This window comes from Variovorax paradoxus (genome assembly GCA_016806145.1).
Classification (GTDB): domain Bacteria; phylum Pseudomonadota; class Gammaproteobacteria; order Burkholderiales; family Burkholderiaceae_C; genus Variovorax.
In genome coordinates this window covers 2,533,325-2,554,048 of the sequence record CP063166.1, presented here as the reverse complement: position 1 = coordinate 2,554,048, position 20,724 = coordinate 2,533,325, and the positions used below count along the sequence as shown (strand labels likewise).

General features: G+C 69.8%; 18 protein-coding genes and 1 riboswitch. Of the genes, 4 read left to right on the top strand and 14 right to left on the bottom strand.

From position 1 onward, the window contains the following. Nucleotides 1–7: 7 nt before the first annotated feature. The 4 genes from INQ48_11730 to INQ48_11715 all read right to left on the bottom strand — a co-directional run bounded on the left by INQ48_11730 (nt 8) and on the right by INQ48_11715 (nt 5,501). Nucleotides 8–685 carry an energy-coupling factor ABC transporter permease gene (locus INQ48_11730; GenBank protein ID QRF59838.1) on the bottom strand — a complete coding sequence of 226 codons (678 nt, stop codon included), beginning with the start codon at nt 683–685 and terminating at the stop codon, nt 8–10. Between the two features lie 70 nt (nt 686–755). Then, nucleotides 756–2,330 (bottom strand): PepSY domain-containing protein, encoded by a 1,575-nt coding sequence (locus tag INQ48_11725; GenBank protein ID QRF59837.1) that lies wholly within the window; start codon nt 2,328–2,330, stop codon nt 756–758. 201 nt (nt 2,331–2,531) lie between these two features. Continuing rightward, on the bottom strand, nt 2,532–4,730 hold the full coding sequence (locus INQ48_11720; GenBank protein QRF59836.1) for a TonB-dependent siderophore receptor: 2,199 nt from the start codon (nt 4,728–4,730) through the stop codon (nt 2,532–2,534). Nucleotides 4,731–4,870: 140 nt separating this feature from the next. Further along, nucleotides 4,871–5,158: riboswitch (cobalamin riboswitch) on the bottom strand. Nucleotides 5,159–5,204: 46 nt separating this feature from the next. Continuing rightward, complete coding sequence (locus tag INQ48_11715) at nt 5,205–5,501, bottom strand: hypothetical protein (protein ID QRF59835.1); 297 nt, start codon at nt 5,499–5,501, stop codon at nt 5,205–5,207. A 254-nt stretch (nt 5,502–5,755) separates the two neighbouring features. Between INQ48_11715 and INQ48_11710 the strand changes: the two genes are divergently transcribed. Next, nucleotides 5,756–6,160: a hypothetical protein gene (locus tag INQ48_11710; protein QRF59834.1), complete on the top strand. Its 405-nt coding sequence runs from the start codon at nt 5,756–5,758 to the stop codon at nt 6,158–6,160. Between the two features lie 11 nt (nt 6,161–6,171). Here the strand turns inward: INQ48_11710 and INQ48_11705 are convergent, their stop codons facing one another. Beyond that, a complete protein-coding gene (locus tag INQ48_11705) occupies nt 6,172–7,914 on the bottom strand; it encodes a Kef family K(+) transporter (protein QRF59833.1) in 1,743 nt (580 codons plus the stop codon). A 288-nt stretch (nt 7,915–8,202) separates the two neighbouring features. Beyond that, nucleotides 8,203–8,940 (bottom strand): acetoacetyl-CoA reductase, encoded by a 738-nt coding sequence (gene phbB / locus INQ48_11700; GenBank protein QRF59832.1) that lies wholly within the window; start codon nt 8,938–8,940, stop codon nt 8,203–8,205. Between the two features lie 206 nt (nt 8,941–9,146). Here phbB and INQ48_11695 point away from each other — a divergent pair, with 206 nt between their 5' ends. Beyond that, a complete protein-coding gene (locus INQ48_11695) occupies nt 9,147–9,680 on the top strand; it encodes a CinA family protein (protein QRF59831.1) in 534 nt (177 codons plus the stop codon). 12 nt (nt 9,681–9,692) lie between these two features. Here the strand turns inward: INQ48_11695 and INQ48_11690 are convergent, their stop codons facing one another. The 5 genes from INQ48_11690 to INQ48_11670 are packed head-to-tail and all read right to left on the bottom strand — an operon-like array spanning nt 9,693 to nt 14,750. Then, a complete protein-coding gene (locus tag INQ48_11690; GenBank protein QRF59830.1) occupies nt 9,693–10,709 on the bottom strand; it encodes a tripartite tricarboxylate transporter substrate binding protein BugD in 1,017 nt (338 codons plus the stop codon). Nucleotides 10,710–10,768: 59 nt separating this feature from the next. Then, nucleotides 10,769–11,632, bottom strand: coding sequence for a CoA ester lyase (locus INQ48_11685; protein QRF59829.1), 864 nt, complete (start codon nt 11,630–11,632; stop codon nt 10,769–10,771). Next, nucleotides 11,629–12,810, bottom strand: coding sequence for a CoA transferase (locus INQ48_11680; GenBank protein ID QRF59828.1), 1,182 nt, complete (start codon nt 12,808–12,810; stop codon nt 11,629–11,631). Before INQ48_11680 ends, INQ48_11685 begins: the two co-directional genes overlap by 4 nt. A gap of 28 nt (nt 12,811–12,838) precedes the next feature. Then, complete coding sequence (locus INQ48_11675) at nt 12,839–13,726, bottom strand: MaoC family dehydratase N-terminal domain-containing protein (protein QRF59827.1); 888 nt, start codon at nt 13,724–13,726, stop codon at nt 12,839–12,841. Nucleotides 13,727–13,745: 19 nt separating this feature from the next. Beyond that, a complete protein-coding gene (locus INQ48_11670) occupies nt 13,746–14,750 on the bottom strand; it encodes a tripartite tricarboxylate transporter substrate binding protein (GenBank protein QRF59826.1) in 1,005 nt (334 codons plus the stop codon). 146 nt (nt 14,751–14,896) lie between these two features. On the opposite strand from INQ48_11670, the gene INQ48_11665 reads away from it, so the two are divergent. Beyond that, entirely contained in the window at nt 14,897–15,805 is a 909-nt protein-coding gene (locus tag INQ48_11665; GenBank protein ID QRF59825.1) for a LysR family transcriptional regulator, read from the top strand. Nucleotides 15,806–15,992: 187 nt separating this feature from the next. On the opposite strand, the gene yghU is transcribed toward INQ48_11665, so the two are convergent. Continuing rightward, nucleotides 15,993–16,874, bottom strand: a complete 882-nt coding sequence (gene yghU / locus INQ48_11660; protein ID QRF59824.1) for a glutathione-dependent disulfide-bond oxidoreductase — start codon at nt 16,872–16,874, stop codon at nt 15,993–15,995. Nucleotides 16,875–16,902: 28 nt separating this feature from the next. Here yghU and INQ48_11655 point away from each other — a divergent pair, with 28 nt between their 5' ends. Next, nucleotides 16,903–17,535, top strand: a complete 633-nt coding sequence (locus INQ48_11655) for a glutathione S-transferase N-terminal domain-containing protein (GenBank protein QRF59823.1) — start codon at nt 16,903–16,905, stop codon at nt 17,533–17,535. Nucleotides 17,536–17,560: 25 nt separating this feature from the next. On the opposite strand, the gene INQ48_11650 is transcribed toward INQ48_11655, so the two are convergent. Together INQ48_11650 and phaC are read right to left on the bottom strand one after the other, a co-directional pair. Then, nucleotides 17,561–18,739, bottom strand: coding sequence for an acetyl-CoA C-acetyltransferase (locus INQ48_11650; protein ID QRF59822.1), 1,179 nt, complete (start codon nt 18,737–18,739; stop codon nt 17,561–17,563). A gap of 44 nt (nt 18,740–18,783) precedes the next feature. After that, entirely contained in the window at nt 18,784–20,553 is a 1,770-nt protein-coding gene (gene phaC / locus INQ48_11645; GenBank protein QRF59821.1) for a class I poly(R)-hydroxyalkanoic acid synthase, read from the bottom strand. Between the last annotated feature and the right edge of the window lie 171 nt (nt 20,554–20,724).

The following is a 20,724-nucleotide window of genomic DNA, read 5'->3' as shown; positions in this document are numbered from 1 at the left end:
ATTTCTTTCAGGCGCCGGTGTAGAGGCGACGTTCGACGAAGGCCGAGCCCTGGAGCCGGCGCCAGGCCTTGGCACCGGCGAGCACGCCGAGGTCGACCAGCGGCTCGACCAGCACCACCGTCATGTAGGCGGCGCCGAAGCTGGCGATCTCGCCGAGGTTTTCGAGCCCGGTGCCGCGGCCGTAGAGCGCCCAGAAGCCGACCCACACCACGATGCCGCCCTGGTAGGCCACCGACAGCTTGAAGGCCTCGCGATAGCCGATGTCCACATAGGCCAGCTTCTCGGGAATGATGCGGCGCGCGAGCACGGCCGTGGCGAACAGCGGCACCAGCAGGGTCGTGACGTTCATGCCGTACTGCGGCAGGTCCTGCGGCTCGAAGAACAGGCTCTGCACGAGCAGCCCGCCCGCCAGGCCGATGGCCGCGGGCGCGAGCCCGAACACCAGCAGCAAGGTGGTGCCGAGGATCAAGTGCACTTCCGACACGCCCACCGGGTGGTGCGGCAGCACTTCGAAGAAGCAGAACACCAGCGCCACGGCGATCGCCGAGCGCAGCGCCAGGGCGGCCAGGCCGTCCTTCAGCAGGGTGTCGAAAGCCACCTTGCCGGTGTAGGCGAGCGCCGCGGCGCCGGTGGCATAGCTCAGAAAGATCTTGGTTCCGTCGACGAGACCGGGTTCGATGTGCATGGGACAGCTCCTGGAGGGCACCGCAGTGCGAAAGTGGATTGGATCATGGACCCGCGATGGCGAGCCCGCTTCATGAAGAACGTTGAGGCAGGCGCCGCGCGAGCGCCACCGTGGGAGAACGCGAGCGCGGCCGCAGCCGGCGCCAGCCGATCACCACGCCGCTGGCCGAGGCCACGGCGCCGACGATCGACAGCAGCCACACCACCAGGTCCCACGCGGGCCGGTACTGGATCAGCCAGGGGAAGTCGAGGCTGTGGGCGGCATTGAAGAGCCAGCGCCGCAGCCGCGCATTGCGGTCGCTGCTTCCGGCCAGTTGGCCGTTGGCGGGGTCGATGTAGAGCCGGGTGCGCGCGGGGTCGTCGAACGCGAGGCGCCAGACCGGCAGCACGCGCTCGCGGTGGTGGCCGTACCAGTGGAAGTCGTAGGCGGTCTGCAGCACGGCCTCGCTCACCGTCGCGCCGGGCCGCAGCCGGGCGGCCGCGCGCACGATGTCCTCGCGCGCGATCGCAGCCGGCGCGCCGCTCGCGGCATCGACCACGCGCACGCGCGCCTTCGCATCGCGCAGCTGCAGCAGCGGCCGGCCGTCGAACCATTGCAGCAGCACCTCGCGCGGTGCGGCGTCGTCCTCGCCCGCCGGCGGCGTGGCGGGCGGCCACGGAAAGGTCGATACATCGCCGCCGGTGTAGCGCGCCATCGCGGCCGCGTCGACCGGGTTGCGCTCGAACCAGCGGTTCGGGTTCATCGAGAGCCAGCCGCTCACGATCCAGGTCAGCACGAAGAAGCCGCCGACCAGGCCCGCGATGTGGTGCCAGGCCATCCAGCCGGTGTAGGGCGTGACGGAACCGTTGCGGAAGCGCCGGCGCAGACGGATGCGCAGGATGCCGATCGCGATGCCGGTCACGGCCGAGACGATGCAGGCGGCCGAGAGCCACACCACCACGTCGTGCCACAGCGGCGGATCGGCGCGCAGCGGCGTGAAGTAGATCCAGTGCGGCACCGAGCCGAGCCAGTTCCAGAAGCGCTCGGAGCGCGTGGTGTCGCGCACCACCTCGCCGGTGCGCGCCGACACGTAGAGCTCGGTGCCGGCCACGTCGTTCAGTTCGATGCGGTGCAGCGGGCGCAGCGGATTCAGGCCCTGCGGCACGGTCCACTGGTCGCGCTCGAGCGTCTCGGCCCAGCGCGCCGCGGGCTGGCCCGAGAAGTCGCGCGCCACCGCCTCGGCCTGCGCGGCGTCGGTGCCGGCCAGCAGCCGGCCATCGCGCGCCGACACCGCATGGCGACCGCCGCGCGCATCGACGATGCGCCACACCGGCTGCGGCTGCGCGCCGCCCTGCATCTCGAGCGCGACGCGGCGCGGCGGCTGCTGGCGCACTGCTTCGGGCAGGGCCTCGAGCGCGGCCACGGGCGAGACCCTGGCCTGGCCGACGTCGAGCGCGCGCAGGCCCGCGAGCCGCTCGGCCTCGGTGAGCGTGGGATAGCCCACGTACATCATCACCACGCCCGAGACGAACCACATGACGAACAGCAGGCAGCCGCCGATGCCGAACCAGCGGTGGGTCCAGTAGAGCCAGTGGCGCACGAGCGGCCACGCGCGCTGCCAGGCAGTGCTGCGATCGGAGCGGGCGCGGCGCGCGGCGTGCGTCATCTCGGCGGTCCGCTTCGCTGCGCTCCACCCGCATCGCATGAAACGATCGATGGGATCAAAAACGGAAGTGAACTTCCGGACGCGGAGGACGCGAAGGTTGCGCGAAGGACGCGAAAGGAATGCAAGAAGAATTTTGGATTTCTCTTTGGCGTTCTTCGCGAAATCTTCGCGTCCTCTGCGTCCGGCTGTTGGCGTTTCATTTCAGAAATCCACCAGCGCCGACAGCTCGAAGGAGCGCGGACGGCCCAGCAGCCACTGGTTGCCGCTGTTGGAGAACGACAGCGGATAGCGGCGGTCGCCGAGGTTGTAGCCGCGCAGCGCGAGCCTGAGCGACTTGTTGGCCTGCCAGCTCACCGAGGCGTCGGCCACGGTGTAGGAGCCGATCTTGCGCGAGTTGGCCGCGTCGACCTGGCGCGAACCGACGTAGCGCAGGCCGAACTCGGCCTCCCACTGCGGCAGGAAATGCCAGTGCAGGAACAGGTTGGCCGCTTCCTCGGGCACGCCGAACGGCGTGTTGCCGGCGCGCGAGACCAGCCGGCCGCTCACGACCTCGTTGAAGTCGTCGTAGCGCGCGCGCAGCTTGGCCGCATTGGCCTCGAGCCGCAGCGTCGGGGTCAGCGCGAGGTCGAGCGTGGCCTCGATGCCCTCGGACGACTGCTTGCCGACCTGCCGCGAAACGGTGGGGTTGTTCTGGTCGCGCGACAGCAGCTTCTTCTTCTCGATGCGGTAGGCCGCCACGGTCCAGGCGCCGCGGTTGTCGGCCAGCTGGCGCTTGTAGCCGACCTCGACCTGATTGCCGGTGCTGAGGTCGAACGGTGCCTGCGTGGTCGAGGTGCTGATCAGCGAGGTCAGCGGATCGGCCGCGTGCGCCAGCTGCGCATAGAAGGACTGCGAGGCATCGGGCGCATACACCGCGCCGATGCGGCCGGTGGCGTACTCGAAGGTCTTGGTGAGGCTGTTGGCCGCGTTGGCCAGGTCGGTGCGCGCCACCTTCGCATGGTCCCAGCGCAGGCTGGTGACCAGCGACCAGCGCTCATTGAAGGCCAGCTTGTCCTCGGCGAACACGGCGTGGGTGTGGGTGCGGGTCTTGTAGCGCGGCGTGTAGGCCACGGGCGAGGCGTAGTAGCCGGGCAGGAAGACGAAGGGATCGACCACCGAGCGGCCGCCGTAGGGCGAGTCGTTGAGGTGCGTGAAGTCGATGCGGTTGACATCGAAGCCCACCAGCACCTGGTTCTTCATGCCGAACAGTTCATGGCGGAAGGTGGCGTCGGTGCGGTTGCCGACCTGCTCCTGGTCGTGGCCGATCTCGAGGTAGTCGCCGCGCGTCACGCGGCGCGTGGCGGCATTGAAGCTGTAGGTCTCGCTGTTGCGCCAGTGGCGCTGGCTCGCGAGCCGGTAGAGCTGGTTGTGCACGGTGACGGCATCGCTGGGCGTCCACAGCGCGTCGAGGCGGGTCCACTTGTCGTCGTACTTGAGCTCGGCGTCGTCGACGTTGTAGTTCTGGCGCAGGGTCCGGTCGTTCAGGCGCCCGTCGATCAGCGGCACGCCCTGGTAGCGCTGCGGCGACTGGCGGCCCTCGTCGTGCGACAGGGTGAACTGCAGCGCGGGCGAGACGTCGAGCCGCAGCGCGCCACCGACGGCCAGGCTCTCGCCCTCGCCGCGCGCCATGAAGCCGTGGGTGGCGCGGTGGCTGATGTCGAAGCGGTACGAAAGCTTGTCATCGATCGCGCCGCCGCTGCCGAAGGCCGCCTGGCGCGTGGCGTCGGAGCCGTAGCTCAGCAGCGCCTCGTTGCGGATCGGTCCGCGCGTGGGCTTCTTGGGCACCACGTTGATCGCGCCGCCGATCGCGCCTTCTCCGTACATGACCGAGGCCGCGCCGCGCAGCACCTCGATGCGGTCGACCGACCAGGTGTCGAACGGGAAGGTGACAGTGCCCGCGCCCGCGAATAGCCGCGTGCCGTCGAACAGCTGCATCACCGAGCCATGGCCCGAGAAGCCGCGCGCGGCCATCGAGGTGCCGCCGTTGCCCGGCGCGGGCGAGCCGGTGATGCCGGTGGCGCGGGTGGCGGCGTCGACGATCGAGACATCGCCGCGCGCGCGGAGGGTCTCGCCGGTCAGCACCTCGATGCTGGCGGGCGTCTCGAGCGGCGTGAGGCCGAGGCGGCTGCCGGTCTGCGTGGGCTCGGCGAGCGAGAGCGCGCCCTGGGCGCCGGCCTCGACCTGCACGGCCGGCAGGCTGGTGGCGGCCTGCTGCGCGAAGCTGCTGCCGGCGCCGAAGGCCAGGCCGATGGCGGCGGACATGCCGCCGAGGCGGCGGGCGGCCGGACGGCCCCGGTGGCGGTGATGCGGGCGGCGGCCGGCCGCGCCCGTGCGATCGCCCGACGGCGATGCGTGATCCATTTGACTTCTCCTCCGACCCGCGTCCCCGCAGGTTCTCTGACCGAATGTGGACGCGGCGGGAAGTCGATCGATGGCCGGGGCCGGCGGCGGGCAAAGCAAGCGCTTCGCCGGCCGGCGGCCCGGACACGCACTCCCGCAGCGTCCGAGGCGGTGACGAAGGCCGGTATCCGGGCTCGCGGAGCGCAAAGGCGCGCAGTCGAAACTGCAGCGCCGTTGCGGAAGCCCTCGCCTTCCCACGCCTTGCGGGCGCAGTGGCTGCCGATGCCCTGGGGGCATGGCGTGAGGACGTCCAGATCCGCTGACCGTTGCGGGGGCAGCGCAGGAATGGAGGCGTCGATCCTTGCATCGACGCGTCGCACCTGCTTCCCGTTTAACCCCGTGGCCCTGGCATGCATGGCGGGCGGGGCACCTTCGAACCGTGGTGCCGGTGCGTCCTTCCTTCCTCGGAAGAAAGGCCGCACCGAACGGCGGGAATTATAGGGAGCGGGTGCGCGCGGGCTCGTCGGGCGTACGGGTGTCCCGCGCGCGGCCGGGGCCTTCGGCGCCGAACAGGCGGCGCAGCACGCTGACGCCGGCCACCAGCGCATTGGAATAGCTGGTATGCGGCTCGATGGCCGCCTCGAGCGGCAGGTAGGAATGCACCGCGCCCTCGCCCGCGGCATCGTCGACCGCCTCCATCAGCACCCAATAGAACTCGCCGGGCTCCAGTTCGTGAACGGTCAGCGCGAGGTTGCGGGGCGACGGCGACAGGGTGGCGGGGATGGTGTTCACGCGAAGCTCTGGAAGGTAGGCGTTGGCGATGGGGGCGGGCCGCCCGGATCGTAGACACGCCCTGTCACAACGCGCGTGCACTCGATCACGTTCACCGCCGGCGAAAACCCTGTGAGCTTCCTGCGCCAGCCGGTGGCGCCCACCGTTCCCAGCTTCCGGGCTTCTCCTACAGGCGGGCGTTGGTGCGCGACCTAAGTTTTGCCCATGGATCAAACACCCGCGGCACGCCGCATGCCCAGACGACAGGAGGCCCCATGAAGCGATTCACCCTGGATTCCAAGATGCGAGCGACCATCGGCGGCGCCTTCTATCCCACCGGCCATTCGATGGTGATGTTCGGGAACGCCGAGGACGCGGAGCGCGTCGGCCGCGGGCTCGTCGAGAAGGGCGTGAGCGCGGACGACATCTTCCTGCTGCCGCCCGCGACGGTGCTGGCGGAGATCACGCCGACGGTGGCCGAGGCCGACAACCCCCTGCCCTCCGCGGGCACCGAGGGCGCGACGGTGCGCGCCTACACCAAGCTGGCGCGCGAAGGCCACACGGCGCTGCTGGTGCGCACCGAGGAGCAGGAAGACGCCGAACGCATGATGGAGGTGGTGCGCACGGTGCCCTACTCGATCGCGCAGCGCTATCGCACGCTGGTGATCGAGGACCTCTAGAACCAGAGCGTTCAGGCCGGTGCGGCCGGCACGCTCGGCGTGCCATGGGCGCCGTTGGGCGCGGGCGGCGCCACGGCGCGGCGTACCACGTCGCGCGCCATGGCCTGGGCCAGTTCGTGCTCGCCGAGGAAGACGGTGGCCGAGACTTCGCGCGTGAGCAGTTCCGCCTCCTCTTCGTTGTGGCTGCGGATCACGGTCTCGATGGTCGGGTTGAGGGTGCGCGCGGTCTCGATCATCTGCCGCACGTTGAGCGCGGCCGGCGTGGCCACCACCAGCACGCGCGCGCGCGCGATGTGGGCCTGGATCAGCACGGCCGGATCGGCCGCGTCGCCATAGACGGCGGCTCCGCCCTCCTCGCGCAGCTTCTCGACCAGCTCGCGGTTCTGCTCGGCCACCACGTAGGGGATGTCGTGCGCCTTGAGCTCGGCGGCGATGCGGCGCCCGACCCGGCCGTAGCCGACCAGCACGACCTGGCGCGAGAGGTAGCGCGCCTCGGTGCTCATCGGAAGCTCGGCCAGCGGATCGTCGCGTGCCTCGAGGCGGCGCGCGAACGAGGAATGGGCATGCAGCCATTTCTGCAGCGGCGCGATCAGGCTGAACCACAGCGGGTTGGTGGCGATGGAGATCAGGGCGCCGGCCAGGATCAGGCTCTGGCCCTCGGCGGGCATGAGGCCCAGCGAGACGCCCAGGCCCACGAGGATGAACGAGAACTCGCCGATCTGCGCCAGGCTGGCGCTGACGGTGAGCGCGGTGGCCAGCGGATAGCGCAGCACCAGCACCAGGCCGCAGGCGGCGAGCGACTTGCCCAGCACGATCACCAGCACGACGGCCAGCACCTGCAGCGGGCGCTCGAGCAGCACGGAGGGATCGAACAGCATGCCGACCGAGACGAAGAACAGCACGGCGAAGGCGTCGCGCAGCGGCAGCGATTCCTGGGCGGCGCGGTGGCTGAACTGCGACTCGCGCATGACCATGCCGGCGAAGAAGGCGCCGAGCGCGAACGACACGCCGAACAGGGCCGCCGAGGCGAAGGCGATGCTGACGGCGGCGGCCACCACGCACAGGGTGAACAGCTCGCGCGAGCCGGTGCGCGCGACCTGCCAGAGGATCCAGGGGAAGACGCGGCGTCCGACGATCAGCATGAGGGCGACGAAGCCGCCGACCTGCAGCAGCGTGAGGCCCAGGGTCTGCCACAGCGGCGAGGCATCGGTGCCGGCGGCGCGGCCGCCGAGGGTTTCGGCGAGCGGGGGCAGCAGCACGAGCACCAGCACCATGGCGAGGTCTTCCACCACCAGCCAGCCGACGGCGATGCGGCCGGTGAAGGAATCGAGAATGCCCAGGCTCTCGAGCGCGCGCAGCAGCACGACCGTGCTGGCGACCGAGAGCGCCAGGCCGAACACCAGCGCGGCGCCGAGGTTCCAGCCCCACCAGAGCGCGAGCGCACCGCCGAGCAGCGTGGCCACGGTGATCTGCAGCAGCGCGCCGGGCAGCGCGATCTTGCGCACGGCCAGCAGGTCGTCGAGCGAGAAATGCAGCCCCACGCCGAACATCAGCAGCATCACGCCGATCTCGGCCAGCTGCGCGGCAATGCCGGCATCGGCCACGAAGCCGGGCGTGAAAGGACCGATGATGACGCCGGCCAGCAGGTAGCCGACCAGGGCCGGCAGGCGAAGGCGCGCGGCGAAGAAGCCGAGCACCAGGGCCAGGCCGAGGCCGGCGGCGATGGTGTTGATGAGTGAGACGCTGTGGGGCATCGGCCGATTTTGCAGGAACGTGGGGGTGTCGTTCATTACACGTATGCAAGGCGGTTGCATTTGCCGGGGATTGTCCGATCGGGGTTCGCTTGTTCGGGGCGCGTGCACAGGACACCGGGTACTCCCCTCCGCGAATGTCCCCCGGCCTTCGGCCTCCTCCTTGATTTCGCTGCGGGGAGTACCCGGTGCCCTGTGCACGGGAAGCGCCGCGGGTCGATGGAGAGCAGTGGATCGGACGGGCATGAAAAAACCCGCCGAAGCGGGTTTCTTTTCGAGCGCTGGTCTCGCTCAGTGCATGTGCAGGCCGCCGTTGACCGAGAAGTCGGCGCCGGTCGAGTAGCCGCCCTCGTCGGTGGCCAGCCACGCGATGATGGAAGCGATCTCGCTCGGCTCGCCCAGGCGCTTGACCGGGATCGTGGCGACGATCTTGTCGAGCACTTCCTGGCGGATGGCCTTCACCATGTCGGTGCCGATGTAGCCGGGGCTTACGGTGTTGACCGTCACGCCCTTGCCCGCGAGCTCCTGCGCCAGCGCCATCGTGAAGCCGTGCATGCCGGCCTTGGCCGCCGAATAGTTGGTCTGGCCCGCCTGGCCCTTGGCGCCGTTGACCGAGCTGATGTTGATGATGCGGCCCCAGCCCTTTTCGACCATGTCGCCCACCACCTGCTTGGTAACGTTGAACATGCTGTTGAGGTTGGTCTCGATGACCGCGCTCCAGTCCTCGGGCGTCATCTTCAGGAACATGCGGTCGCGCGTGATGCCGGCGTTGTTGACCAGCACGTCGATGGCGCCGTGGGCTGCCTTCGCGGCCGAGAAGGCCTCGACCGTGGACTGCCAGTCGCCGACGTTGCCGACCGAGGCGTGAAACTCGAAGCCCAGGGCTTTCTGTTCGGCCAGCCACTTCGAATAATCGCGGGTGGGGCCGCAACCGGCGACGACGCGGAAGCCGTCCTTGTGAAGACGCTGGCAGATGGCTGTTCCGATGCCACCCATGCCTCCAGTGACATATGCAACTTTCTTGCTCATGAGAAATTCCTTGTGTGTACTTGTCGAAAGCCTTTGAACGGCCGCCTTCACTCTAGCGAGTTTCGGACCACCCTCCGTCTCGGGAAAAACACTGACCTGGGGTGTTTATCGGGTGTCACGATGTATTCGCGCAGCGCTGTTCCATCATTCTCCACGCGGGGCGCATACGCTCTTGCGTTCGCTTCGTTTCGAAGGAGTTCCAAAGTATGACTGCAGGTGTCAGCGTAAGTCCCGAGGCGGCAAACCCTGAGCCGCTGGGCGAGATCGCGGCGCGCGTCGGCGCGCTGCTGCGCGAGCGCGGCCAGACCGTGGCGGTGGTCGAGTCCTCGGCCGGTGGCCTGGTGTCGGCCGCGCTGCTCGCGATCCCCGGTGCCTCGGCCTACTTCCGCGGCGGCGCGGTGGTCTATTCGCGACGCGCGGGCCGCGCGCTGCTCGGGCTCACGGCCGAGGACATGGCCGGGCTGCGCGGCGAGACCGAGCCCTATGCCTTGCTGATCGCCCAGCGCGTGCGCGACAGCCATCATTCGGGCTGGGGCATCGCCGAGACCGGCGCGGCCGGTCCCTCGGGCAGCCCCTATGGCGATGCGCCCGGGCGGGTCTGCCTCGCGGTGGTCGGCGGGCCGGACGCGGTGTCCGAGAGCCGCACCGTCGAAACCGGAGGCAACGACCGGCCCGCGAACATGGACCTGTTCGCGCGCCACCTGCTCGCGCTGTTCGAGCAGGTGCTGCGCGCGGGCTGACGGTCGGGGGCCTCAGTCGGCCTGCACGCCGGCCGCCTTGATCACCTTGCCCCACTTGTCGATCTCGGCCGCCAGATGGGTGCGCAGGCCCTCGGGCGTCTGCTTGTCGAGCGGCACGATCTCCGAGCTCAGCTCGGCCAGCCGCTGCTTCACCATGTCGTCCTGCAGGGCGGCGCGCAGCGCGACGTTGAGCTTCTCGAGCACCGCCGGCGGCGTGCCCTTGGGTGCGTAGATGCCGTGCCAGACCTTCACGTCGAAGCCCTTCAGGCCCTGCTCGTCGAGCGTGGGCAGGTTGGGCATGCTCGACAGCCGCTTGGGCGTGGTCACGCCGAACACCTTCACGCGCGTGCCGTCCTTGATCACCGGCGCGGTCTGCGTGGTCTGGTCGCACAGCAGGTCGACCTGACCGCCCATCAGGTCGTTGAGCGCGGGGCCGGCGCCCTTGTAGGGCACGGTCGTGAGCTGCACGCCGATCTGGTGCGCGAACAGCATGCCGCACAGCTGCGAGACCGCGCCGATGCCGGCATTGGCGAGCGAGACCTTGTCGCGGTTGGCCTTCACGTAGGTCAGCAGCTCCTGGAAGTTGTTGGCCGGGAAGTCCTTGCGCGACAGCAGGGTCATCGGCACGTCCATCACCTGGCCGATGTACGCGAAGTCCTTGAGCGGGTCGTAGTTGAGCTTCTTGTAGAGCGCGGGCGCGGTCGCCATGCCCATGTGGTGGATCAGGATGGTGTTGCCGTTGGGCGCGGCCTTGGCCACGCGGGTCGGCGCGATGGTGCCGCCCGCGCCCACCGTGTTCTCGACCACCACCGTCTGGCCCAGCGACTTGCCCATGGGCACGGCGAGCATGCGGGCCACCACGTCGGTGGGGCCGCCGGCCGAGTACGGCACCACCATCACGATCGGCTTGTCGGGCCAGGCGCCCTGCGCCGAGGCGCTCCAGGGTGCGGCCACGAGGCCGATGGCCAGGGCGGCGGCCGCGGCGAGGCGCAGGGGGCGGCGCTGACGCGCGGGGTTCGATGCATTCATGTCTTTTGTCTCCTTCTTCTTGCCTTGGGTTGATGAACGGATGAATGTCCCGGGCAGGCTCAGCGCGGCGGCGCCTGCGCATCGAGCGCGAGCAGGCGCTGCGCGAGCCTGACCACCGGTGCGTCGACCATGCGGCCGTCGAGGTTCACGACCCCGCCGCCGGCCTGCGCCACGGCCTCGACCACGCGCCGCGCCCACGCCAGTTCCTCGGCGCCGGGCCCGAGCGCCGCATGCACCGGAGCCACCTGCGCGGGATGGATGCAGAGCTTGGCGCCGAAGCCGCCGCGCCGCGCGCGCGCCGCCTCGGCCGCGAGCCGCTCGGGGTCGCGCCAGTCGGTCGCGATGCCGTCGATGGGCGCGGCCAGGTTGGCGCGGCGCGAGGCCAGCACCAGCGCGAGCCGCACCGGCACCAGCTCGGCCTCCTGCGCGTCGCAGGCCATACCGAGGTCGGCCTGGAAATCGAGGTGCCCGAAGGCCAGCCGCAGCACCTGGGGCGCGGCGGCGATCGCATCGATGGCCGCGAGGCCCGCGGCCGATTCGATCAGCGGCACCAGTACGGCCTCGGGGCCGGTGGCCTCGGCCAGCCGCGCCAGTTGATCGGCGCCTTCGGCCTTGGGCAGCACCACGCCCGCGATGGCGCGCGCCGCCGCGAGCCGCGCGACCAGCGCGAGGTCGTCGGCATGCCAGGGCGTGCCCGGCGCGTTGATGCGCAACAGCAGGCGCGCGCGGCCGGCCGCGGGCAATGCGGCGAAGACTTCGGGCAGGCCCTCGCGCGCGGCGGCCTTGCGATCGGGCGCGACCGCGTCCTCGAGGTCGACGATGACCGCGCCGGCGCCGCTGGCCAGCGCGCGCGCATGGCGCTCGGGCCGGTCGGCCGGCACGAACAGGAAGGTGCGCGCGAGCCCCAGGGCCTGGGCGCTCATACGGCCCCGGCCTCGCGCAGCGCCGCGATCTGCTCCTCACTGCGGCCCAGCGCGCGCAGGATCGCATCGGTGTGCTCGCCCACGGCGGGGATGGCGTCCATGCGGTAGTCGAAGGCGCTCTGGCGCCCGGCCGGCAGCAGCGCAGGAATGGGCCCGGCCGGCGAGTCGACCTGGCGCCAGCGCTCGCGCGCCTGCAGCTGCGGATGCGCCCAGAGCCCGGCCATGTCGTTCATGCGCGCGTTGGCGATCTGGGCGGCGTCGAGGCGCTCGAGCACCTGGGCGGTGCTCAAAGCGCCGAACAGGCCGACGATGATGGCGCGCAGTTCCTCACGGTGTTCGTTGCGCCGCGCATTGCTGTCGAAGCGCGCGTCGATGGCGAGCGCGGGCTGCAGCAGCACCTTGTCGCAGAACAGCTTCCACTCGCGCTCGTTCTGCAGCCCCAGCATCACCGTGCCGCCGTCGCCCGCAGGGAACGGGCCATAGGGATAGATGGTGGCGTGCGAGGCGGCGCTGCGCGGCGGCGGCGTCGCGCCCTGGTAGGCGTAGTACATCGGGAAGCCCATCCACTCGGCCAGCGACTCGAGCATCGAGACGTCGATGTGCGAGCCCTTGCCGGTCTTGCCGCGCTGGAGCAGCGCGGCCAGGATGCCGGTGTAGGCATACATGCCCGCGGCGATGTCGGCGATGGAATTGCCCGACTTGCAGGGGTCCTCGGGCGTGCCGGTGACCGAGAGGAAGCCGGCCTCGCTCTGGATCAGCAGGTCGTAGGCCTTCTTGTCGCGGTACGGGCCGTCCTCGCCATAGCCCGAGATGTCGCAGACAACCAGCCGCGGGTCCTTGGCCTGCAGCGCCTGCGCGCCCAGCCCCATGCGTGCCGCGGCACCGGGCGCGAGGTTCTGCACCAGCACGTCGGCGCCGGCCACCAGCTCCTGCAGCACCTCGAGCGCGGCGGGCTGCTTGAGGTCGAGCGAGATGCTTTCCTTGGAGCGATTGACCCAGACGAAGTGCGAGGCCTCGCCGGCCACGCGCTGGTCGTAGGCGCGCGCGAAATCGCCCACGCCCGGGCGCTCCACCTTGATGACGCGCGCGCCGAGGTCGGCGAGCTGGCGGGTGCAGAAAGGCGCCGCGATCGCATGTTCGAGCGACACCACCGTGATCCCGTCGAGGGGTCTTGTCATTGCTTGATTTCCCGAGAAAAGAAGAAGCTCAGGCCAGCACCGCGGTGGCCTGCATCGTGAGCCAGCCCTCGGCGTCCTCGCCCCAGAGCGCGAAGCTCCCGCCGTCGGCGCCCGGCTTGCCATGCACGCGGAACGGCGCGATGTCGAAGGTGGGCCGCACGGCGCGGAACTCGAAGCGCGCGAGCGGCGCGTCGCCCGTGTGCCGGCGCAGCAGGTCGACCAGCAGGGTCGCGATCAGCGGGCCGTGCACGATCAGGCCCGGATAGCCCTCGACCTCGGTGACGTAGCGCCGGTCGTAGTGGATGCGGTGGCCGTTGAAGGTCAGCGCCGAGTAGCGGAACAGCAGCACGTCGTCGGGCACGATGTCGCGGCTGAAGGCGGCGTCCCTCGGTGCGGCCTTGGGCGGCGGCGCGGCCTCGCCGGGTTGCGGCGCGGCGCGGTAGACGATGTCGTGTTCCTCGGTCAGCGCGAGGCCGCGCGCGTTGTGCACCTCGTGGCGCACCAGCACGAACACCAGCTCGCCGCTGCGGCCGGTCTTGTGCTCGACCGAGACGATGGTCGAGCGCCGCTCCACCGTATCGCCCACGGTCAGCGGATTGCCGGCCTCCCAGCGCAGCCGGCCGCCGGCCCACATGCGGCGCGGCAGCGGCACCGGCGGCAGGAAGCCGCCGCGCTTGGCATGGCCGTCGGGGCCGATCTCGGACTGCCGGTGGTGCGGCAGGAAATAGAGCCAGTGCCACAGCGCGGGCAGCGGCGTGCCGGCAGCCGGCGCGGGATCGTCGCGGTCGAGCGTGGCCGAGAGCGCGCGCACCGGACTCGCGACGATCTGGTCGTGCAGGCTTTCGCTGCGGCCCTGCCAGGCCTGCAGGCCGGCGAGCGCGGCGGCGTCGATGGCGGGGGTGTCGTGTGGGGTCATCCGTTCTCCTGAATCCGGGTCAATCGACCGAGGCGCCCGATTGCTTGACGATGCGCGCCCACTTGCCGAGGTCGTCGTGCAGCAGCGCCGCGAACTGTTCGGGCGAGGTCGGCGGCGCGACCTCCACGCCCTGCTGCTCGAGCTTCTCGCGCAGGTCCTTCGCGGCCAGCGCCTTGTGCATGGTGTCCTGCAGCTTCGTGAGCACCTCGCTCGGCACGCCGGCGGGCGCGAACAGGCCGATCCACAGCGTGCCGTCGTAGCCCGGCACCGCCTCGGCGATGGCGGGCACGTCGGGCAGCGCCGGCGAACGCTTCGCGCCGCTGACGGCCAGCGCGCGCAGCTTGCCGGCCTTGATGTGCGGCAGCGCCGAAGGCAGGCTCGCGAACACGATCGGCAATTGGCCGCCGAGCACGTCGTTGATGGCCGGCGCCACGCCCTTGTAGGGCACGTGCTCGAGCGAGATGCCGCCCATGCTGTTGAGCATCTCGCCGAGCAGGTGGTTGAGCGTGCCGTTGCCGGCCGAGGCGTACTGGTAGTGCGCGCCCTTCTGCCGCGCGAGCGCCAGAAGTTCGGGCAGGGTCTTGGCGGGAAAACCGGGGTTGACCAGCAGCACATTGGGCACGGCGCCGATCAGGCCCACGGGCCTGAAGTCCTTCTCGGGATCGAAGCCCGGGTTGCGGTAGAGCGCCGGGTTGATCGCCTGGCTGCTGCTGATGGTCATCAGCAGGGTCTGGCCGTCCTTCGGCGCCTTGGCCGCGAGCTGCGTGCCGATGTTGCCGCCCGCGCCGGGGCGGTTGTCGACCACCACGCCGACGCCGAGCAGCTCGCCGAGCTTCTGGCCCACGAGTCGGCCGACGATGTCGTTGGTGCCGCCCGCGGCCTGCGGCACGATCAGGGTGACGGGACGCGTGGGATAGGTGCTGGCCGCTGGCTGCGCCGAGGCGCCGGTCGACAGCACGGCGATCAATGCCGCGGCGAACCACGAGAAAAGAGAAGAAGAAAGCGCCGTTGCGCGAGAAGCCATGCCTGTCTCCGGTGTGTCGTGAAGGCCGCGGTGCTCCCCGGCCATGGCGCATGGTGCGCCGGGCCCGCGCCCTGGCGCAATCTCCGATTTCGGAACCCAGCCTTCGGTCTGACCGAAGCCTCGCGGTCGACGGCTACCATCGGGCCATGCTCTTCGACCTCACCGACCTGCGCCTGTTCGTGGCCACGGCCGAGCTCGGCAGCCTCACGCGCGCGGCCGACCGGCAGCACCTGTCGCTGGCCGCGGCGAGTGCGCGCATCAAGGCGCTCGAGAACCAGGCCGGCCTGCAGCTCCTGCAGCGCGAGGCCCGCGGCGTGCGCCTGCTGCCGCCGGGCGAGGCCTTCCTGCATCACGCGCGGCTGCTGCTGAACCAGACCGACCAGTTGCGCTCCGACCTGCTCGAATACGGCGGCGGCCTGCGCGGCCACCTGCGCGTGTTCGCCAACACCACGGCCGTGACCGACTTCCTGCCCGAGATCCTGCCGGCCTTCCTCGCCGCCAATCCGCGCATCAACGTCGACCTTCAGGAAAAACCGAACGCTCAGATACCGCGCGGTGTGCGCGACGGGCGCGCCGACATCGGCATCGTGGCGGGCAGCGTCGACACCCTGGGCCTGGAATCGATCCACTTCAGCACCGACCGGCTGGTGCTCGTGACCTCGCGCCAGCACCGCTTCGCTCGGCTGCGCACCATCGCCTTCGCCGAGACGCTCGACGAGGACGCCATCGGCATGCAGCAGGGCAGCACGCTGCAGGCGTTCCTGGGACAGGTCACGGACCGCATCGGCAAGCGCCAGAAGCTGCGGATCCAGCTCGGCAGCTTCGACGCCATGTGCCGGATGATCGGCAGCGGCGTGGGGATCGGCGTCGTGCCCGAGTCGGCCGCGCGCCGCAACCAGGAGGGCATGAAGCTCGCGCTGATCGAGCTCAGCGACGCCTGGTGCGTGCGCGAGCGCTATCTGCTGGTGAGGGAACGCGCGGCGCTGCCGGTGTATGCGCAGGCGCTGGTGGACACGCTGTGCCGCCACTACGCGGCCGATGCGGCCGGCGCCTGAGGGCGCTTTTCCGTGGGACTGCGCCTACTTGCGCGCGACTTCTGAGTTCCGCCGCTTCATCCCCACTTTCTGTGCACAACTTTGGGGACAACTCATGTGGAGCCTTGTAAAACGAATTTAAGTCGTTGTTTTATAAAGGGAATCCACACTTTGCTCAAAAAACGGGCGGTGTACAAGATGAACAGGCTCAGCCCGCGTTGGCGTCGAGCTTGTCCTGCGTGCGGGTCTGGAAGTCGGCCGCGTCGTGGCGCTCGTGCAGCTGGCTCTCGGGCTGGCCCCAGGCGCGGTTGACCATGCGGCCGCGCTGCGCCGCGGGGCGCTGCGCGATCTCGTCGTTCCAGCGCAGCACGTTCTGGTATTCGCTCACCTGCAGGAACTCGCCCGATTCGTAGAGCTGCCCCTTGGCGAGCGCGCCGTACCAGGGCCAGACCGCGATGTCGGCAATGGTGTAGTCGTCGCCCGCCAGGTAGCGGCTCTCGGCCAGCCGGCGGTCGAGCACGTCGAGCTGGCGCTTGACCTCCATCGCGAAGCGGTCGATCGCGTACTCGATCTTGGTCGGCGCGTAAGCATAGAAGTGGCCGAAGCCGCCGCCCAGGTAGGGCGCGCTGCCCATCTGCCAGAACAGCCACGACAGGCATTCGGCGCGCGCCGCGCGCTCGGTCGGCAGGAAGGCATTGCCGAACTTCTCGGCCAGGTACTGCAGGATCGCGCCCGACTCGAAGACGCGGATCGGCGTGGCGCCGCCGCGGTCCAGCAGCGCGGGAATCTTGGAGTTGGGATTGACGGCCACGAAGCCGCTGCCGAACTGGTCGCCCTCGCTGATGCGGATCAGCCAGGCGTCGTACTCGGCGCCCGCGTGGCCCAGCGCCAGCAGTTCCTCGAGCATCACCGTCACTTTCACGCCGTTGGGCGTCGCCAGCGAATAGAGTTGCAGCGGATGCCGTCCCACCGGCAGGTCCTTCTCATGGGTGGCACCCGCGATCGGGCGATTGATGTTCGCGAAGCGGCCGCCGCTTTCCTTGTTCCAGGACCAGACAGTGGGCGGCGTATAGGCGGTCGTGCCATTCATGCAATGAGTTCCAGGAGTTGGACAGACGATGAACATTCTCTATGACTGCGCCACCGCGCCGAGTCCGCGCCGCGCGCGCATCCTGCTGGCCGAGAAGGGCATTGCCCACGAGACGGTGCAGGTCGACCTGGTTCGTGGTGAGCAATTGGGCGAGGCCTATCGCGCCATCAATCCGCAGTGCACGGTGCCCGCGCTGCGCACCGCCGAAGACGGCCTGCTGACCGACAACGCCGCCATCGCGGCCTGGGCCGAGGCGCGCCATCCCGAGCCGCCGCTGATGGGCCGTACGCCGGCTGAGAAGGCGGAGGTCGCGAGCTGGCACTGGCGCGTGGAATTTGAAGGGCTGCTGGCGATCGCCGAGACCCTGCGCAACGGCTCGCCGGCCATGGCCGACCGCGCGCTGCCGGGCCCGGTGAACTATGCGCAGATCCCCGAGCTCGCGCAGCGCGGGCTGGCGCGGGTGCAGCATTTCTTCGAGACCTTGAACGACCGGCTGGCCGGCCGCGAGTTCATCGCGACCGACCGCTTCAGCCTGGCCGACATCACCGCCGTGGTGGCGGTGGATTTCGCGCGCATCGTGCGCGTGAAGCCCGGGGAACAGCACCCCGAGCTGGTGCGCTGGCGCGCGGCGATGGCGCAGCGGCCGTCGATGTCGCTCTGAGCGACGACGACGGCGCGCCGAGGGGTCAGCGCTCGATGGTGAGCGCGACGCCCATGCCGCCGCCGATGCACAGCGAGGCGATGCCCTTCTTGGCGTTCTGGCGCTGCATCTCGTGCAGCAGCGTCACCAGGATGCGGCAGCCCGACGCGCCGATCGGATGGCCGATGGCGATGGCGCCGCCGTTGACGTTGACCTTGTTGATGTCCCAGCCCATTTCCTTGTTCACGGCGCAGGCCTGCGCGGCGAAGGCTTCGTTGATCTCGAGCAGGTCGAGGTCGGCGGCCTTCCAGCCGGCGCGCTGCAGCGCCTTGGTCGACGCCGGCACCGGGCCCATGCCCATGATCGCGGGGTCGAGGCCGGCGGTGGCGTAGCTGGCGATGCGGCCCAGCGGCTTGAGGCCGAGGGCGGCCGCCTTCTTGGCGGTCATGACGAGCACGGCGGCGGCGCCGTCGTTCAGGCCCGAGGCATTGCCCGCGGTCACGCCGCCGGCCTTGTCGAAGGCGGGGCGCAGGCCGGCCAGGCCTTCGGCGCTGGTCTTGCGGTTGATGAACTCGTCCTTGTCGAAGACGACCGGGTCGCCCTTCTTCTGCGGAATGGTGACGGGAACGATCTCGTCCTTGAACTTGCCGGCGTCCTGCGCGGCGGCGGCCTTGGTCTGACTGGCGAGCGCCAGTTCGTCCTGCGCGGCGCGGTCGATGCCGTACTTCTTGGCCACGTTCTCGGCCGTGATGCCCATGTGGTACTGGTTGTAGACGTCCCACAGGCCGTCGACGATCATGGTGTCGACCAGCTTCCAGTCGCCCATGCGCTGGCCGTTGCGCGAGTTCGGCAGCACGTGCGGCGCGAGGCTCATGCTCTCCTGGCCGCCGGCCACGACGATGTCGCTGTCACCCGTGGCGACCGCCTGGGCCGCGAGCATCACGGCCTTCAGGCCCGAGCCGCAGACGGCGTTGATGGTGAGCGCGGGCGTTTCCTTGGCACCGCCGCTCTTGAGCCACGCCTGGCGCGCGGGATTCTGGCCGGCACCGGCCGCGAGCACCTGGCCCATGATGGCTTCGCCGACCTGCTCGGGCGTGAGGTTGGCACGCGCGATCACTTCCTTAATGACGATGGCGCCCAGTTCGGTGGCCGCGATGCCGGCGAGCGAGCCGCCGAACTTGCCGACGGCGGTGCGCGCGGCCGAAACGATGACGATGTCTTCCATGAGGTTCTCCGTTGAGGTGATTTGAAATTCGCGAATGCGGGGCGTCAGGCCCGGGCCTTGACGTAGCGGCCTGGCGCGGGCTCGATGGCCTGGTAGGCCTTGCCCTTGCCGTAGGTCTTGGGCGCGGGGATCTGCTTGCCCGCGTGGCCCTTGAGCCACTGGGACCAGTCGGTCCACCAGCTGCCCGGATGCTCCTGCGCGCCGGCCAGCCATTCGGCCTGCGTCTTCGGCAGCTTGCCATCGGCGCGGATCCAGTGGCTGCGCTTGTTCTTGGCCGGCGGGTTGATCACGCCCGCGATGTGGCCCGAGGCGCCCATCACGAAGCGCTTCTTGCCCGGCAGGATCTGGGTCGAGGCGTAGGCGCCGCCGATCGGCACGATGTGGTCCTCGCGCGAGCCGTAGATATAGGCCGGGATGTCGATGCGGCGCAGGTCGATCTTCTCGCCGCAGACCGTGAGCGCGTCGGGCTCGGCCAGCTTGTTCTCGTGGTACGTGTTGCGCAGGTACCAGGCGTAGAACGGGCCCGGCAGGTTGGTGGCGTCGCTGTTCCAGTAGAGCAGGTCGAAGGGCGGCGGGGTCTCGCCCTTGAGGTAGTTGCCCACCACGTAGTTCCAGACCAGGTCGTTGGGACGCAGGAAGCTGAAGGTGGAAGCCAGGTCGCCGCCGGGCAGCAGGCCGCCCTTGCCGAGCTGCATCTCGCGGTACTGCACCATGGGCTCGTCGACGAAGATGTCGAGGATGCCGGTGTCGCTGAAGTCGAGGAAGGTGGTCAGCAGCGTGACCGAGGCGGCCGGTTCCTCGCCGCGCGCGGCCAGCACCGCGAGCGCGGTCGACAGGATGGTGCCGCCGACGCAGAAGCCCAGCGTGTTGATCTGCGGGCTGCCGCTGATCTCCTGCACGCGGTGGATGGCCTCGATCGCGGCCTGCTCGATGTAGTCGTCCCAGGTCGCCTGCGCGAGCGATTCGTCGGGATTGCGCCAGCTCACCACGAACACGCGGTGACCCTGCTCGTTGGCATAGCGGATCAGCGAGTTCTCGGGCTGCAGGTCGAGGATGTAGAACTTGTTGATGCACGGCGGCACCAGCAGGAACGGGCGCTCGTAGACCTTGGCGGTCAGGGGCTTGTATTCGAGCAGCTGGAAGAACGCGTTCTCGAACACCACCGCGCCCTCGGTGGTGGCGACGTTGCGCCCCACTTCGAAGGCGCTCTCGTCGGTCATGCTCAGGTGGCCCTGGCGCACGTCGTGCAGCAGGTTCTGAATGCCCTTGGCGATGCTCTCGCCCTGGGTGTCGATCGCCTTCTTCTGCGCCTCGGCATTGAAGGCCAGCGAATTGCTCGGCGAAGAAGCGGCCATCCACTGCTCGACCGCGAAGCGCAGCCGCGCCTTGGTCTTCTCGTCGGCATCGATGGCCTCGGCCATCTTCAGCAGCGTGCGGCCGTTGAGCAGGTAGATCGCGGCCGAGAAGGCCGACAGCGGGTTGCCGCTCCAGGCCTCGCCGGCGAAGCGTCGGTCGCCCTCGGGCTTGGCGCCGAAGCCCTGGCCCCAGAGCGCGGTGGCTTCCGCGAGGTACTGCTGCTGGATGGCCTGCAGTGCCGCGGGATCGATCGAGAACTTGGGCAATTCCGGCATCGTGCCCAGGGGGGGCATGCCGGGGATGCCGGGCATTTCGGGCATCTGCCATAGGGGCTTGCCATTGCCGGTCCAGGCGCCCTGCCCGGTCGGCTGCTGGAAGGACTCCAGCGCCTTGCGCCACCCCTGGGTGAGCGCCTGTTGAAAGGGTTCGAACGCGTCGGCCCCCGTTGCTTTCGTCATGGTGTCTCCTGCTCCTCGCCTGAAATCGATCCGGATGGCTTTGCGTCGTTTGAGTATGCTGCATTCGCAAGACGCTCACAACGCCGCGCCGGCGCGGTCCGGACCCCGGTGGCCGTCATCGCACGGCCGGTGTGGAAACACGCTTTACTTCCTCTTTCGTTCGCCCCGCTC